This window comes from Azoarcus olearius (genome assembly GCF_001682385.1).
In the GTDB taxonomy this organism is placed as follows: Bacteria; Pseudomonadota; Gammaproteobacteria; order Burkholderiales; family Rhodocyclaceae; genus Azoarcus; species Azoarcus olearius.
In genome coordinates this window covers 190338-204377 of the sequence record NZ_CP016210.1, presented here as the reverse complement: position 1 = coordinate 204377, position 14040 = coordinate 190338, and the positions used below count along the sequence as shown (strand labels likewise).

At 66.2% G+C, this 14040-nt stretch carries 15 protein-coding genes; 9 read left to right on the top strand and 6 right to left on the bottom strand.

From position 1 onward, the window contains the following. The 6 genes from dqs_RS00905 (at position 1) to dqs_RS00880 (ending at position 5648) form a co-directional block, all read left to right on the top strand. A complete protein-coding gene (locus dqs_RS00905; RefSeq protein ID WP_065339402.1) occupies positions 1 to 513 on the top strand; it encodes a hypothetical protein in 513 nt (170 codons plus the stop codon). Positions 514 to 570: 57 nt separating this feature from the next. Further along, positions 571 to 2031: an Asp-tRNA(Asn)/Glu-tRNA(Gln) amidotransferase subunit GatB gene (gatB, locus tag dqs_RS00900; RefSeq protein WP_065339401.1), complete on the top strand. Its 1461-nt coding sequence runs from the start codon at positions 571 to 573 to the stop codon at positions 2029 to 2031. A gap of 92 nt (positions 2032 to 2123) precedes the next feature. After that, positions 2124 to 2642, top strand: coding sequence for a DUF3617 domain-containing protein (locus tag dqs_RS00895; RefSeq protein WP_065339400.1), 519 nt, complete (start codon positions 2124 to 2126; stop codon positions 2640 to 2642). Positions 2643 to 2705: 63 nt separating this feature from the next. Beyond that, positions 2706 to 3530, top strand: coding sequence for a class II glutamine amidotransferase (locus dqs_RS00890; protein WP_011763904.1), 825 nt, complete (start codon positions 2706 to 2708; stop codon positions 3528 to 3530). Positions 3531 to 3603: 73 nt separating this feature from the next. Next, entirely contained in the window at positions 3604 to 4014 is a 411-nt protein-coding gene (locus dqs_RS00885; protein ID WP_041642988.1) for an HIT family protein, read from the top strand. Between the two features lie 29 nt (positions 4015 to 4043). Beyond that, complete coding sequence (locus dqs_RS00880; RefSeq protein ID WP_011763902.1) at positions 4044 to 5648, top strand: hypothetical protein; 1605 nt, start codon at positions 4044 to 4046, stop codon at positions 5646 to 5648. Here dqs_RS00880 and phoR read toward each other — a convergent pair. Beyond that, a complete protein-coding gene (gene phoR / locus dqs_RS00875) occupies positions 5614 to 6885 on the bottom strand; it encodes a phosphate regulon sensor histidine kinase PhoR (protein WP_236778716.1) in 1272 nt (423 codons plus the stop codon). The two genes, dqs_RS00880 and phoR, sit on opposite strands and share 35 nt — an antisense overlap. 91 nt (positions 6886 to 6976) lie before the next feature. Continuing rightward, positions 6977 to 7687, bottom strand: a complete 711-nt coding sequence (phoB, locus tag dqs_RS00870) for a phosphate regulon transcriptional regulator PhoB (RefSeq protein WP_011763900.1) — start codon at positions 7685 to 7687, stop codon at positions 6977 to 6979. Positions 7688 to 7836: 149 nt separating this feature from the next. On the opposite strand from phoB, the gene dqs_RS00865 reads away from it, so the two are divergent. From dqs_RS00865 to dqs_RS00855, 3 genes are read left to right on the top strand one after another with little or no spacing between them, the layout of a single operon-like run. Further along, positions 7837 to 8259: a gamma-butyrobetaine hydroxylase family protein gene (locus tag dqs_RS00865; protein WP_011763899.1), complete on the top strand. Its 423-nt coding sequence runs from the start codon at positions 7837 to 7839 to the stop codon at positions 8257 to 8259. Between the two features lie 7 nt (positions 8260 to 8266). Further along, positions 8267 to 9004 carry a bifunctional demethylmenaquinone methyltransferase/2-methoxy-6-polyprenyl-1,4-benzoquinol methylase UbiE gene (ubiE, locus tag dqs_RS00860; RefSeq protein WP_065339398.1) on the top strand — a complete coding sequence of 246 codons (738 nt, stop codon included), beginning with the start codon at positions 8267 to 8269 and terminating at the stop codon, positions 9002 to 9004. Positions 9005 to 9047: 43 nt separating this feature from the next. Beyond that, positions 9048 to 9626, top strand: a complete 579-nt coding sequence (locus dqs_RS00855; protein WP_065341582.1) for a ubiquinone biosynthesis accessory factor UbiJ — start codon at positions 9048 to 9050, stop codon at positions 9624 to 9626. A 69-nt stretch (positions 9627 to 9695) separates the two neighbouring features. Here the strand turns inward: dqs_RS00855 and dqs_RS00850 are convergent, their stop codons facing one another. The 4 genes from dqs_RS00850 to atpA are packed head-to-tail and all read right to left on the bottom strand — an operon-like array spanning position 9696 to position 14028. Continuing rightward, complete coding sequence (locus dqs_RS00850; RefSeq protein WP_011763896.1) at positions 9696 to 10121, bottom strand: F0F1 ATP synthase subunit epsilon; 426 nt, start codon at positions 10119 to 10121, stop codon at positions 9696 to 9698. Positions 10122 to 10173: 52 nt separating this feature from the next. Beyond that, entirely contained in the window at positions 10174 to 11574 is a 1401-nt protein-coding gene (gene atpD, locus dqs_RS00845) for a F0F1 ATP synthase subunit beta (RefSeq protein ID WP_011763895.1), read from the bottom strand. A 24-nt stretch (positions 11575 to 11598) separates the two neighbouring features. Beyond that, on the bottom strand, positions 11599 to 12468 hold the full coding sequence (atpG, locus tag dqs_RS00840) for a F0F1 ATP synthase subunit gamma (RefSeq protein ID WP_011763894.1): 870 nt from the start codon (positions 12466 to 12468) through the stop codon (positions 11599 to 11601). 21 nt (positions 12469 to 12489) lie between these two features. After that, the gene (gene atpA, locus dqs_RS00835; RefSeq protein WP_011763893.1) at positions 12490 to 14028 is read right to left on the bottom strand and encodes a F0F1 ATP synthase subunit alpha; all 1539 of its coding nucleotides are present in this window, start codon (positions 14026 to 14028) and stop codon (positions 12490 to 12492) included. Positions 14029 to 14040 lie beyond the last annotated feature (12 nt).

Sequence of the window (14040 nt, the reverse complement as noted above, 5' to 3'; positions counted from 1 at the left end):
ATGGCCCGCTTCGCCCTCCGCCTCGCCGGCCGCATCGCCGCAGCCGGGTTAGCGCTGTGGCTGGCGGCCTGCGCGACGCCCCCGGCCGGAACCGAGCCGGCCACCCGGCAGGAAGCCGAAGAGATGGAAGAAGCGCCGACAGCCGCCCGCGGCCGCCTGAAGCCGATGCCGATCCGGCCGCTCACGGTGCAGGCCGACTGCACCTTCCGCGACGAAGCCGGCTACGCGGCCTCCACCCGGCTCGACGTCAGCGCGTCGCAGGTGCGCGGCTTCGCCGCCAATGTCGAGGTGCCACGCCGCGGCAGCTGCCATTTCGATCTGGCGGACTTCCGCCAGGTGCCGGCCGAAACCCATGTGGAACTGCGGGCCCGCGACGGTTGCACGGTGCGCATGTGGGAACAGGGCGACCAGGTCACGGTCGCCTTCACCCAGTGCGCCAACCGCTGCAGCAAGGGCACTTTCGAGTACGTGTGGCCCATCCTGGTGGACCGCCCGAGCGGACAATGCAATTGACGCGCAACGTGCCGGCCCGACCCTGGCCGTGCACCGCCTGAAACAACGGAAACGAACATGAGCAGATCGGATTGGGAAGTCGTCATCGGGCTGGAGGTCCATGCCCAGCTCAACACCGCGTCGAAGATTTTCTCCGGCGCCAGCACCGCCTTCGGCGCGGAACCCAACGTCCAGGCGAGCGCGGTCGATATCGCGCTGCCGGGCGTGCTGCCGGTGCTCAACCGCGGCGCGGTCGAACGCGCGATCCGCTTCGGCCTCGCGATCGGCGCCACGGTGGCGCCGACCAGCGTGTTCGCGCGCAAGAACTACTTCTACCCCGACCTCCCCAAGGGTTACCAGATCAGCCAGTTCGAGCTGCCGGTGGTGCAGGGCGGCACCATCACCATCCGCGTCGGCGAAGGTGAGAACGCCTACGAGAAGACGGTGAACCTGACCCGCGCCCATCTGGAAGAAGACGCCGGCAAGAGCCTGCACGAAGACTTCCACGGCATGAGCGGCATCGACCTCAACCGCGCCGGCACGCCGCTGCTCGAGATCGTCTCCGAACCCGACATGCGCTCGTCGGCGGAAGCCGTGGCCTACGCCCGCACGCTGCATGCGCTGGTGCGCTGGATCGACATCTGCGACGGCAACATGCAGGAAGGCTCGTTCCGCTGCGACGCCAACGTCTCGGTGCGCAAAAAGGGCGCAGAGCAGTTCGGCACCCGGCGCGAGATCAAGAACCTCAACTCCTTCCGCTTCCTGCAGCAGGCGATCGACTACGAGGTGCAGTGGCAGATCGACACCATCGAGGACGGCGGCACCATCCAGCAGGCCACCGTGCTGTTCGATCCGGACACCGGCGAGACGCGCATGATGCGCTCCAAGGAAGACGCCCACGACTACCGCTACTTCCCCGACCCGGACCTGCTGCCGCTGGTGATTTCGCCGGAATGGAAGGCGCGGGTGCAGGGCGAGATGCCGGAACTGCCGGAAGCGATGAAGGCCCGCTTCATCGAGCAGCTCGGCCTCTCCGCCTACGACGCCACCACGCTCACCGCGTCCAAGGAAGTCGCCACGTATTACCAGGCCACCGTGGACGCCGCCGGCGCCGCGCTCGCCAAGCCCTGCGCCAACTGGGTGATGGGCGACCTCGCCGCGCGCCTCAACAAGGCCGAACTCGACATCGCCGTGTCGCCGGTATCGCCAGCCCAGCTCGCCGGCCTGGTGGCGCGCATCGCCGACAACACCATCTCCAACGCGATCGCCAAGAAGGTGTTCGAGGCGTTGTGGAACGGCGAAGGCGTCAGTGCTGACGAAATCATCGACAAGCAGGGCCTCAAGCAGGTCACCGACAGCGGCGCGATCGAAGCGATGATCGACGAAGTGCTCGCCGCCAACCAGAAGTCGGTCGAGGAATTCCGCGCCGGCAAGGACAAGGCCTTCAACGCCCTGGTCGGCCAGGTCATGAAGGCGAGCAAGGGCAAGGCCAGCCCGGCCCAGGTCAACGAACTGCTGAAGAAGAAGCTGGCCGGCTGAGCGCTGGCGGCCGAAACCTGCGCTTACCCCGGCGCGGTTTCCTTGCCTGGCCGCACTGCTTATCCTGCCGGCTTGTGCACCGGAGCCGTCCCATGCAACGCCGACTTTCCATCCTCGCCGGCGCGCTCGCCGCGCTCGTCGCCGCACCCACCCTGGCCGAGCCGCCGGCCGACATGCCGCGCCGCAAGCCCGGCCTGTGGGAAATGAAGACCACGCTGGTGGAACTCGGCGGCCTCACCCAGATGCTGCAGATGTGCGTCGGCCCCAACACCGACGACATCCTGTACCAGCGCGGCGGCAAGCAGGGCGGCTGCGAGCAGCAGACCTGGCGCCGCGAAGGCGAACGCAGCACCTTCAGCGCGGTGTGCCGCATCGAAGGCAGCCTCGCCAACCTGCGCGGCAGCTTCACCGGCGACTTCACCACCCGCTACAGCGGTGAGCTGTACAGCACCTACAACCCGCCGCTGCAAGGCATGGCCAGCATGACGATGCGGCAGGATTCGCGCTGGCTGGGCGAATGCCAGCCCGGCCAGAAACCCGGCGACATCGTGCGCCAGGGCGTCGGCGGCATCGATCTCGACGCGATGATGAAGGGCATGCAGCGCCGCTGAGGGACACGGCGGCAGCCAGCCCGGCGCCTATAATCGAACTCCCGTTCGCCGCCGGAGCCCGCCATGTGCCAGCTGCTGGGCATGAACTGCAATGTGCCCACCGACATCTGCTTTTCCTTCACCGGCTTTCGCGCCCGCGGCGGCCTGACCGACCACCACCGTGACGGCTGGGGCATCGCGTTCTTCGAAGGCAAGGGCGTGCGCCTGTTCCTCGATCCCTGCGCCAGCGCCGACTCCGCCGTCGCCGAGCTGGTGCGGCAATACCCGATCCGCTCGCTCAACGTCATCGCCCACATCCGCAAGGCGACCCAGGGCGAGATCCGGCTTGAAAACACCCACCCGTTCCAGCGCGAGCTGTGGGGGCGCTACTGGATATTCGCCCATAACGGCAACCTGCTGAACTACGCGCCGGCCTTGTCCGGCCGCTTTCAGCCGGTCGGCGGCACCGACTCCGAAACCGCGTTCTGCCACATCCTCGACGAACTCGCCCGCCGTTTCGGCGACCGCCCGCCGCCGGCGCCCGCGCTGCACGCCTGCCTGGCCGAACTGGCAACCGCGATCGGCCGCCACGGCGAATTCAACTTCCTGCTGTCGGACGGCGAGCGCCTGTTTGCCCATTGCTCCTCGCGCCTCGCCTACGTGCTGCGACAAGCGCCGTTTGCGCTGGCCCATCTGGCGGACGAAGACCTGGCGGTGGACTTCAGCGAGGTCACCACGCCCAACGACCGGGTGGCGGTGATTGCGACCATTCCGCTGACCGACAACGAGACCTGGCACCGGATGCCGTCCGGCACCCTGATGTCGTTCCGCCACGGCGTGCCCGACGAACTCGGGATGCTGCCCACGGTGGCCGCCCCGCCCTGCGCCACCCCCATCCGAAGTGCGTAAATTTTCCTTATCCACGCCGATGCCGGCGCGTTAAAGTTGGCATCCCCTCCGGCCAGGTTTGCCCGCCATGCAAGTGGATTGCCCGCTGTGCCAGATCGACCGTGCCAAGCTCGTCTGGCAGGATGAACGCTGTAGCGTGATCCGCGTCGACGATGCCGCCCATCCAGGATTCTGTCGCGTGGTGTGGCGCGACCATGTGGCCGAGATGACCGACCTGGCGGCCGCCGACCGGCGCCACCTGATGGACGTGGTCTTCGCCACCGAAGCGGCGCTGCGGCAGCTGATGCAACCGGCCAAGATCAACCTGGCCAGCTTCGGCAACATGGTGCCCCACCTGCACTGGCATGTGATCCCGCGCTTTGCCGACGACCGCCACTTCCCCGAATCCGTGTGGGGGCCGGCCCAGCGCGAGGGCGTGGCCCACCCCGGCCCGGACACCGCTGTGCTTGCGCGTGCAGTCCAGGCCGCCCTCGACGCGCGCTGACGCTCCACCCCGCCACGATCGGAGCCTCCATGGATTATCGCAACGCGGCCGAATGCCTCAACCTGCTGCACCGCCTGCATGCCTCCAACGTCGACGAAACCCACGCGGCCCTGTCGACGGTCGTGTTCGGCATGCTCGACGCACTGCCGCCGCCCAACCAGCACCTCGAGGTGCTCGAGGCGGCACGACCGATGATTGCGCGCGTGCAGGCGGAGATGTCCCGTCGCTACACCGCGCAGCCGCTGCCGCCGGACAGCCTCGAGAACGAGATCCTGCTGCGGGTGGTGACCCTATGGCGCAACCTGGCACGCTCGTACGCCCGCATCGTGCGGCACGACGCGCGCGACGGTACGCTGGACGACCAGCGCGCGCTGCTCTTCCAGCGTCGCATGCATTACGCAGGTCAGGGCGTCGTCGAGTATTTCCGCGCCCATCGCGCAGTACCGGCGGGGCAATGGGCAGAGGCGCACGAATGCTTCGCGGCCGCCGAAGAGGCCGATCTCGCCCAGATCAGGGTGGCGGATTCGCTCAACGAGGTGTGGAAGGCGCAAAGCACGCTCGAAGCCTATGTCGCGGTCCTGCTGGTGGACCTCGCCAATCCGTTTGGACGCACCGAGCGTGAGCTGGCCTGGATATGCCGCTGGGCACAGCGCTTCGCGCCCTACTGCGCGCTGGGGACGCCGGAGAGCCAGAAACCCACCCTCTACGGCGTGGACCTCGGCGCCGACCACGGTCTTCGCCCCCTCGGCCTGCTGCCGGCCTCGCCGCGCCTGCGCCGCTTCGACGGCAGCACGCTAGCCGGCCAGATTCGCGCGGTGCTGGCGCAGTTCAAGCAGGGCCTGAAGCCGGCGTCGCTCGGGCTGGGCGAAGATTGCACCGTGGAAGCGGGCAACCGCCTGTTGCTCTCGCTGTACCGCCCCTGGGGGCTGGCCTCGGCCGGGCGCCGCTTTCCTCGCCGTGGCAGCCGCGGCCAGGTCGAACTGACCGGCGACTGGCTCGCCATCGGGTTTCACGTCGACGGCAAGGTTTTCACCCAGCCGCGCACCTATGGCGTCGCGTCCAGCCTGAACAGCGACATGAACTTGCTGACGTTCGGCGAGCGCGCGCCGCAGGCCGACGATCCTGCCCGGCGCGAGGCGTTGCGCCAGCACGAGGCCGAGCAGCTCGGCTTCGTCTGCGAGCAGTGGGAGATCCTCGATCAGTCCGTGGGTGGCTTCCGGCTGCAGCAGCGACCGCGGGCGGAAAGACTGGAACACCATCAGCTGGTCGGCGTGCGCCCGCAGGACGGCGATCGCTTCCTGCTCGGCCACGTCAGCTGGTTGATGTATCGCGCCGACGGTCTGCTCGAAGCGGGCGTGCACGTCCTGCCCGGTGTGCCGTCCCTGGTGGCCGCCCGTCCGGTGTCCCTGCACAGCGGGCGCTCACCGTTCCATCAGGCTTTTCTGCTTCCCGCGACCCCGGCGCTGAAAACCGGCCCGTCGCTGGTGCTGCCCAGCCGCTGGTACCACCCGAGCGCGGTCATCGAAATCCACGTCGAGGGCAAGTCCAGCCAGGTCCGGCTCGAACAACTGGTGCTGCGCGGGGCGAACTTCGATCAGGTCAGCTTCGAAGCGCTGCCACCTTCGGTTGCGTAAGCCGCGCGCGCGGAAAACGCACGCTGAAGCGGCTACCGGCGCCAGGAGTGCTCACCACGTGCAGTTCGGCCTGGTGGCGCGTGAGGATGTGCTTGACGATGGCCAGCCCCAGCCCGGTACCACCGGTTTCGCGTGAGCGGCCGCGGTCGACGCGGTAGAAGCGTTCGGTCAGACGCGGAATGTGCTGGGCATCGATGCCGATGCCGTCGTCGCGCACCCAGAATTCGCCACCGGCGTCGTCCTGCCGCCAGCCGACTTCGATCCTGCCCCCGTCCGGCGTGTAGCGCACGGCGTTGCTGCAGAGGTTGGCGAATGCGCTGCGCAGTTCCTTGTGGCTACCCAGCAGCACCGCGTCGGTGTCGAGCACCAGGCTGAGCTGATGACGCCCGGACGACAGCGCCTCGGCCTCGGCATAGACGTCGCGGACCAGCATCGCCACCGCGACCCTTTCTTCGGCAGGTGCCGGCGCGCCGGTCTCGAGCGCGGACAGCGTCAGCAAGTCCTCGATCAGGTGACGCATCCGGTTCGACTGTTCGAGCGCGAGCCGGAGGTAGCGTTGCACGTCGTCCGGCTCGAAATCGCCCGCGCCGTCGATCAGGGTCTCGAGAAAGCCGCCGACAACCGTCAGTGGCGTCCGCAACTCGTGCGACACATTGGCGACGAAGTCCTGCCGCATGGTTTCCAGCCGCTCCAGCTGCGAAATGTCACGCGACAGCACCATCTTCTGACCATCGCCGAACGGAATCACCTGGACCTGCAGCGTGAGTCCGCCCGGGCGGGTCGAGGGCAGCACGAGCGACTCTTCGTAATGCCCGCCATGCAGGTACTGCACGAAGGCCGGCTGGCGGACCAGATTGGTCACCGGCGCGCCGATGTCGCGCGTGTGGTCGAGTCCGAAATGCTGCTCGGCCTTCAGGTTCATCCATTCGATCGTGTCGCTTTCGGCGAGGTACATCACCCCGTCCGGCATTGCCTGACTGGCGTCGCGAAAGCGATCCAGCGTTGCCGCCAGCCGCTCGCGCATGTCGTAGGCAAGACGCGAGCGCCGGCTCATGTCGGCGAATACCTTGCCCCAGGTTCCGGCGGCGCGTGGCAGCGGGGTGCCGACGGGTTCGCGCGTCCATTGCACGAGCCGGTACAGGTTGACGAGGTGGTACCAGCCGGCCGCCAGCAGCCCCACGAGCGCAGCCAGCAGGGCCGCGAGGCTGCCGCCGACAAGCGCGGCGAGTCCGGCCACGGCCAGCAGCGCGAGCAGCAGGGACAGCGCGCCGGTCCAGATGTAGGTGGTGGAACGGATGGCGTGAACTCCGAAGAATGCTGACGACGGCTCAGCGTGTCGCCGAGGTGACGTCTACCTGGGCCGAGAAACGGTAGCCGCTGCCGCGGACCGTCTGGATCAGCGCGTCGTGGGCGGACGGCTCGAGCGCGCAGCGCAGGCGGCGGATGTGGACATCGACCGTGCGCTCCTCGACGAAGACGTGGTCGCCCCACACCTGGTCGAGCAGTTGGGCGCGCGAATGGACCCGTTCGGCGTGCGTCATCAGGAAGTGCAGCAGGCGGAATTCGGTGGGCCCGAGCGACAACGCCCGCTCACCCGCGGTGACGCGATGAGTGGCGGGATCAAGGCGCAGGCCGCCGAGTTCGACCGCATCCTCGGTCGCCTGGGGAGCCCGGCGGCGCAGCACCGCCTTGATCCGTGCCACGAGTTCGCGCGGGCTGAACGGCTTGGTGATGTAGTCGTCCGCACCGGTCTCGAGGCCGGCGACCTTGTCCTGCTCCTCGCCGCGGGCGGTGAGCATGATGATCGGAATCTCGCGGGTGCGTTCCTCCGCGCGCAGGCGGCGCGCGAAGTCGATACCCGACATGCCAGGCAGCATCCAGTCCAGCAGCACGAGGTCCGGCAAGGCGTCGCGCACGAGGCGCTGGGCGGCCTCCGCATCAGCCGCACGCACCACATGGTGGCCGGCGCGGCTGAGGTTGGCGGCTATCAGTTCCTGGATGGCCGGCTCGTCCTCGACCAGAAGAATGTTGGCAGGCATTTTTTTCGCTCCGATTGACCGCGAACGAATGTATGTCAGTACTTTGAAAGTTTGATGACACGTCATCGCGCTGCAACAGGTCCGGTCGGCGGGGCGTGGCGGCAGACGATTCGGGTATGATGGTTGCCCCTCTTCAGGAGGCTGCTGCCATGGCCGGACTCGACAAGGATACCCCGCTTCCCACCGACATCACGCTGCACCGTCAATCGCGCGTGCTCGAGATCGGCTTCGAGGATGGACGCAGCTTCCGGCTGCCGTTCGAGTTTCTGCGCGTGTACTCGCCCTCGGCCGAGGTGCGCGGTCACGGCCCCGGCCAGGAAACGCTTCAGCAGGGCAAGCGCGATGTCGACATCACCGGCCTCGAACCGGTCGGCAACTACGCGATCAAGCCGGTGTTTTCCGACGGCCACGACAGCGGACTGTACTCCTGGGACTATCTTTACGAACTCGGGCTGCAGCACGACGAGCTGTGGCAACAGTATCTCGACCGCCTCGCCGCAGCCGGCGGCAGCCGCGAAGCCGGCGCCGTCCCGCCCGCCGCACCCAAGTCCGGCTGCGGACATCACCACTGAATCGCCGATGAACGACAAGACCACCCACTTCGGCTTCGAGACCGTCGCCGAAAATCAGAAGCAGCGCCGCGTCGCCGAAGTCTTTTCCTCGGTCGCGTCGCGCTACGACGTGATGAACGATCTGATGTCCTTCGGTCTGCACAGACTGTGGAAGGCGTTCACGATCCAGGTCTCGGGCGTGCGCAGCGGTGACCGGGTGCTCGACGTGGCCGGAGGCACCGCAGACCTGTCGCTGGCGTTTGCGCGCAAGGTCGGTCCGACCGGCCAGGTCTGGCTTACCGACATCAACCACGCCATGTTGAGCCGGGGGCGCGACCGCGTGCTGGACCACGGTTTCGCGCTGCCGGTGGCGCAATGCAACGCCGAACGGCTTCCGTTCCCGGACGACTGGTTCGACTGTGTCACCGTCGCTTTCGGGCTGCGCAACATGACTCACAAGGACGTCGCGCTGACCGAGATGCGCCGCGTGCTGCGGCCCGGCGGGCGGCTGCTGGTGCTGGAGTTCTCCAAGGTATGGAAGCCGCTCGCGCCGCTCTACGACCTTTACTCGTTCAAGCTCCTGCCGTGGATGGGCGACAAGGTGGCCAAGGACGCAGACAGCTACCGCTACCTCGCGGAATCGATCCGCATGCATCCGGGCCAGGATGAGTTGCGGGACATGATGGAGCAGGCCGGCCTCGCCCGGGTCGATTACTTCAACCTGAGCGCCGGCGTGGTCGCACTGCACCGCGGCTACAAGACCTGAGCGGCTCGCCCTTGCGCCACGCCCGTTGCTGCGCCTTCCGCCGATGATCGAACAAGCCGTCCTGGCCACCATCAATCACCTGCTGGCTCAGTCCGGCTGGGCGCGGACGCGCCTTGTCCCTCACGCCGGCCGTACCGCTCACCTGGACCTGGCTCCGGTACACGTCGGCTTTTCAGTCGCAAACGACGGCTATCTGGCGCAGTGGGCGCACGAGGGCGAGCAGCCCGACGTGCGGCTGCGCTTCGCCGCAACGGAGTTGCTGCCGGATCTGGTTGCACGTGGCCCGGCAGGCGTGATGCAGCGCGTTCACCTCGAAGGCAACGCCGAATTCGCCGATGCGCTCGGCTTTGTCTTCCGCAATCTGCGCTGGGACGCTGAGGAAGACCTGTCCCGCGTGGTCGGCGACATCCTCGCCCATCGCGCCGTCACGACAGCCCGGGCGCTGGTCGCCGGGCAACAGCGCGCGGCGGCCAACGCCGCCGCCAACGTCGCGGAATTCCTGACGGCTGAGGAGCGGCTGCTGCTGGGCCGTCCCGCGCTCGGCGGATTTACCGCCGAGATCGTAGACATCCGTGACCAACTCGGTCGTCTGGACAAGCGCATCACCAAGCTCGGCGGTTAATCCGGCGGCGAAAAAAACAAGGGCAACCCTGCGGTTGCCCTTGTCCTTTTCACTTCGCGTCGATGCCGCTTAGTGAATACCCTTCTTCAGACGCTGGATCGCGGCGATCTGCGCGATCGCTTCGGCCAGTTCGGCCTGCGCCTTCGCGTAGTCGAGCTGCGAACTCTGGTTTGCCAGGGCTTCCTCAGCCTTGCGCTTGGCTTCCAGCGCCTTGGCTTCGTCCAGGTCCTTGCCGCGGATCGCGGTGTCGGCGAGAACGGTCACCAAGCCCGGTTGCACTTCGAGCAGGCCGCCGGCCACGAACACGACCTCTTCTTCGGCCTGGTTCTGCACCTTCACGCGCACGGCGCCCGGCTTGATCCGGGTCATCAGCGGCATGTGGCCCGGCAGAATGCCGAGTTCGCCGGCTTCGCCCGGCAGCGCAACGAATTCCGCCAGGCCGGAGAAGATCTGCTCTTCCGCGCTGACGATATCGACATGAACCGTCATTGCCATGGTATGTCCTTTTCAAAGCCGCGCCGGCCGGAACCGGCGCGGGCATGGCGGATTACTGCAGCTTCTTCGCCTTCTCGAGCACTTCCTCGATGCCGCCGACCATGTAGAAGGCCTGTTCCGGCAGGTGGTCGTATTCGCCGTTCACGATCGCCTTGAAGCCGGCGATGGTGTCCTTCAGCGAAACGTACTTGCCCGGCGAACCGGTGAACACTTCGGCAACGTGGAAGGGCTGCGACAGGAAGCGCTGGATTTTACGCGCACGGGCCACGGCGAGCTTGTCGTCCGGCGACAGTTCGTCCATACCCAGAATCGCGATGATGTCACGCAGTTCCTTGTACTTCTGCAGGGTCTGCTGCACGGCGCGAGCGACCGAGTAGTGCTCTTCACCGACGACCAGCGGATCGAGCTGGCGGCTGGTGGAGTCGAGCGGATCGACGGCGGGGTAGATACCCAGCGCAGCGATGTCACGCGACAGCACGACGGTGGAGTCGAGGTGCAGGAAGGTGGTGGCAGGCGACGGGTCGGTCAAGTCATCCGCCGGCACATACACGGCCTGGATCGAGGTGATCGAGCCCACCTTGGTCGAGGTGATGCGTTCCTGCAGACGGCCCATTTCTTCGGCCAGCGTCGGCTGGTAACCCACCGCGGAAGGCATACGACCCAGCAGCGCGGACACTTCGGTACCGGCCAGGGTGTAGCGGTAGATGTTATCCACGAAGAACAGGATGTCGCGGCCTTCGTCGCGGAAACGCTCCGCCATGGTCAGACCGGTCAGCGCGACGCGCAGACGGTTGCCCGGGGGTTCGTTCATCTGACCGAACACCATCGCGACCTTGTCGAGAACGTTGGAGTCCTTCATTTCGTGGTAGAAGTCGTTGCCCTCACGGGTACGCTCGCCCACGCCAGCGAACACCGACAAGCCCGAGTGCTGCTTGGCGATGTTGTTGATCAGCTCCATCATGTTCACGGTCTTGCCCACACCGGCGCCGCCGAACAGGCCGACCTTGCCGCCCTTCGCGAACGGGCAGATCAGGTCAATAACCTTGATGCCGGTTTCGAGCAGTTCCACGGACGGGGACAGCTCGTCGAACTTCGGCGCCTTCTGGTGGATCGCGCGCAGCTCGTCGGTTTCAACCGGACCCGCTTCGTCGATCGGGCGGCCGAGCACGTCCATGATGCGGCCCAGCGTGCCGTGGCCGACAGGCACCGAGATCGGCTTGCCGGTGTTGGACACCTTCATGCCGCGGCGCAGGCCGTCGGAGGAACCCAGCGCAATCGTACGCACCACGCCGTCGCCGAGTTGCTGCTGGACCTCGAAGGTCAGGCCAGCTTCGGCGAAGGAGTCGGCGGCGTCCTCAAGCTTCAGGGCGTCATACACCTTGGGCATCGAATCGCGCGGGAACTGGATGTCCACCACCGCGCCGATGCACTGAACGATAGTACCGTTACTCATCGTCTTTCCTTAATCAATAATCCGTTAGACCGCGGCGGCGCCACCGACGATTTCCGACAGCTCCTTGGTGATCGCGGCCTGGCGGGTCTTGTTGTAGACCAGCTGCAGTTCGCCAATCACGTTCTTGGCATTGTCGGATGCGGCCTTCATTGCCACCATGCGCGCGCTCTGTTCGGAAGCCATGTTCTCGGCTACGGCCTGATAGACCAGCGCCTCGACGTAACGCACCAGCAGCTCGTCGATCACCACCTGCGGATCCGGCTCGTAGAGGTAGTCCCAGGAGTTGTCCGGGGTACCGAGCTTTTCACCGGTGAGCGGAAGCAGCTGCTCCAGCTGCGGTTCCTGCTTCATGGTGTTGATGAAGCGCGTGTAGGCGACGTAAACCGCGTCGAGCTCACCGTTCTGGAACGCGTCGAGCATCACCTTGACCGGGCCGATCAGCTTTTCGAGGTGCGGGGTGTCGCCGAGTTGCGTCACATGCGATACCACTTTGGCACCGATGCGCTGCATGAAGCCGAAACCCTTGTTGCCGATGCAGCAGGCGCGGATCTCGGTGGCCCCGGCGGCCTCCCATTCCTTCATCGCATTGACTGCGACGCGCTGAACGTTGGTGTTCAAGCCACCACACAGACCCTTGTCGGTCGTGACCAGGATCAGGCCCACCCGCTTGACCTGGTCCTTGCGGACCAGGAAGGGGTGCTTGTAGTCGGTGACGTTGGCCTGGGACAGGTTCGCGGCGAGTCGGCGGATCTTGTCGGCGTAGGGGCGGGCAGCACGCATCCGGTCCTGCGCCTTGCGCATTTTGGACGCGGCCACCATTTCCATGGCCTTGGTGATCTTTCGCGTGTTTTGCACGCTCTTGATCTTGGTACGGATTTCCTTACCGCTAGCCATATTCCGTCTCCGTCCGCGGCCTTAGGCCCAGCTCTTCTTGAACTCGGCGATCGCGGCAACCAGGGTCTTCTCGCCGTCGGCGTCGAGTTCCTTGGTGTCGGTGATCTTGGCGACGAGTTCAGGCGCCTTGGCCTTGACGAACTGCTGCAGACCGGATTCGAAGGCCAGCACGCGAGCCACTTCGACGTCGTCGAAGTAGCCGTTGTTCACCGCGTACAGGGTGATGGCCATTTCGGCGACCGACAGCGGCGCGTATTGCGGCTGCTTCATCAGTTCGGTAACGCGGCGGCCGCGCTCGAGCTGCTTGCGGGTTGCATCGTCCAGGTCGGAGGCGAACTGGGCGAACGCGGCGAGTTCGCGGTACTGCGCGAGGTCGGTACGGATACCGCCGGAGAGCTTCTTGACGACCTTGGTCTGCGCGGCACCACCGACGCGGGACACCGAGATACCGGCGTTGATCGCGGGACGGATACCAGCGTTGAAGAGGTCGGTTTCCAGGAAGATCTGACCGTCGGTAATCGAGATCACGTTGGTCGGCACGAACGCGGACACGTCGCCGGCCTGGGTTTCGATGACCGGCAGGGCGGTCAGCGAACCGGTCTTGCCCTTGACTTCGCCGTTGGTGAACTTCTCGACGTAGTCGGCGTTCACGCGGGCGGCGCGCTCGAGCAGGCGGGAGTGCAGGTAGAACACGTCGCCCGGGTAGGCTTCGCGGCCCGGCGGACGGCGCAGCAGCAGGGAGACCTGACGGTAGGCCCAGGCTTGCTTGGTCAGATCGTCATAGACGATCAGCGCGTCTTGACCACGGTCGCGGAAGTACTCGCCCATGGTGCAGCCGGCGTACGCCGACAGGTACTGCATGGCGGCGGATTCGGAAGCGGTTGCGGCGACGACGATGGTGTATTCCATCGCGCCGTTTTCTTCCAGCTTGCGCACGACGTTGGCGATGGTCGAAGCCTTCTGGCCGATCGCAACGTAGACGCAGAACATGTTCTGGCCTTTCTGGTTGATGATGGCATCAACCGCGACGGCCGTCTTGCCGGTCTGGCGGTCGCCGATGATCAGCTCGCGCTGGCCACGGCCGATCGGCACCATGGAGTCGACCGACTTCAGACCGGTCTGCACCGGCTGCGAAACGGACTGGCGGGCGATGACGCCCGGCGCGACCTTTTCGATCTTGTCGGTGAGCTTGGCATTGATCGGGCCCTTGCCGTCGATCGGCTGACCCAGCGCATTGACGACGCGGCCGATCAGCTCGGGGCCGACGGGCACTTCGAGAATGCGGCCGGTGGCCTTGACGGTGTCGCCTTCGGTGATGTGCTCGTATTCGCCGAGCACGACCGCGCCGACGGAATCACGCTCGAGGTTGAGTGCGAGGCCGAAGGTGTTGCCGGGGAACTCCAGCATTTCGCCCTGCATGACGTCGGTGAGGCCGTGGATGCGGGTGATACCGTCGGTGACGGAAACCACCGTACCCTCGTTGCGCGACGTGGCGGCGAGCTGCAGGTTCTGAATCCGGCTCTTAATCAGATCACTGATTTCAGAGGGGTTGAGTTGCATTTTGCGATAACT

Bases quoted from the DNA above. Each gene is read 5' to 3' on its own strand.
- atpA (WP_011763893.1), bottom strand. From the start codon at position 14,028: ATGCAACTCAACCCCTCTGAAATCAGTGATCTGATTAAGAGCCGGATT.
- dqs_RS00880 (WP_011763902.1), top strand. From the start codon at position 4,044: ATGGATTATCGCAACGCGGCCGAATGCCTCAACCTGCTGCACCGCCTG.
- atpD (WP_011763895.1), bottom strand. From the start codon at position 11,574: ATGAGTAACGGTACTATCGTTCAGTGCATCGGCGCGGTGGTGGACATC.
- dqs_RS00895 (WP_065339400.1), top strand. From the start codon at position 2,124: ATGCAACGCCGACTTTCCATCCTCGCCGGCGCGCTCGCCGCGCTCGTC.
- phoB (WP_011763900.1), bottom strand. From the start codon at position 7,687: ATGCCTGCCAACATTCTTCTGGTCGAGGACGAGCCGGCCATCCAGGAA.
- dqs_RS00850 (WP_011763896.1), bottom strand. From the start codon at position 10,121: ATGGCAATGACGGTTCATGTCGATATCGTCAGCGCGGAAGAGCAGATC.
- ubiE (WP_065339398.1), top strand. From the start codon at position 8,267: ATGAACGACAAGACCACCCACTTCGGCTTCGAGACCGTCGCCGAAAAT.
- gatB (WP_065339401.1), top strand. From the start codon at position 571: ATGAGCAGATCGGATTGGGAAGTCGTCATCGGGCTGGAGGTCCATGCC.
- dqs_RS00865 (WP_011763899.1), top strand. From the start codon at position 7,837: ATGGCCGGACTCGACAAGGATACCCCGCTTCCCACCGACATCACGCTG.
- dqs_RS00855 (WP_065341582.1), top strand. From the start codon at position 9,048: ATGATCGAACAAGCCGTCCTGGCCACCATCAATCACCTGCTGGCTCAG.
- dqs_RS00890 (WP_011763904.1), top strand. From the start codon at position 2,706: ATGTGCCAGCTGCTGGGCATGAACTGCAATGTGCCCACCGACATCTGC.
- atpG (WP_011763894.1), bottom strand. From the start codon at position 12,468: ATGGCTAGCGGTAAGGAAATCCGTACCAAGATCAAGAGCGTGCAAAAC.
- dqs_RS00905 (WP_065339402.1), top strand. From the start codon at position 1: ATGGCCCGCTTCGCCCTCCGCCTCGCCGGCCGCATCGCCGCAGCCGGG.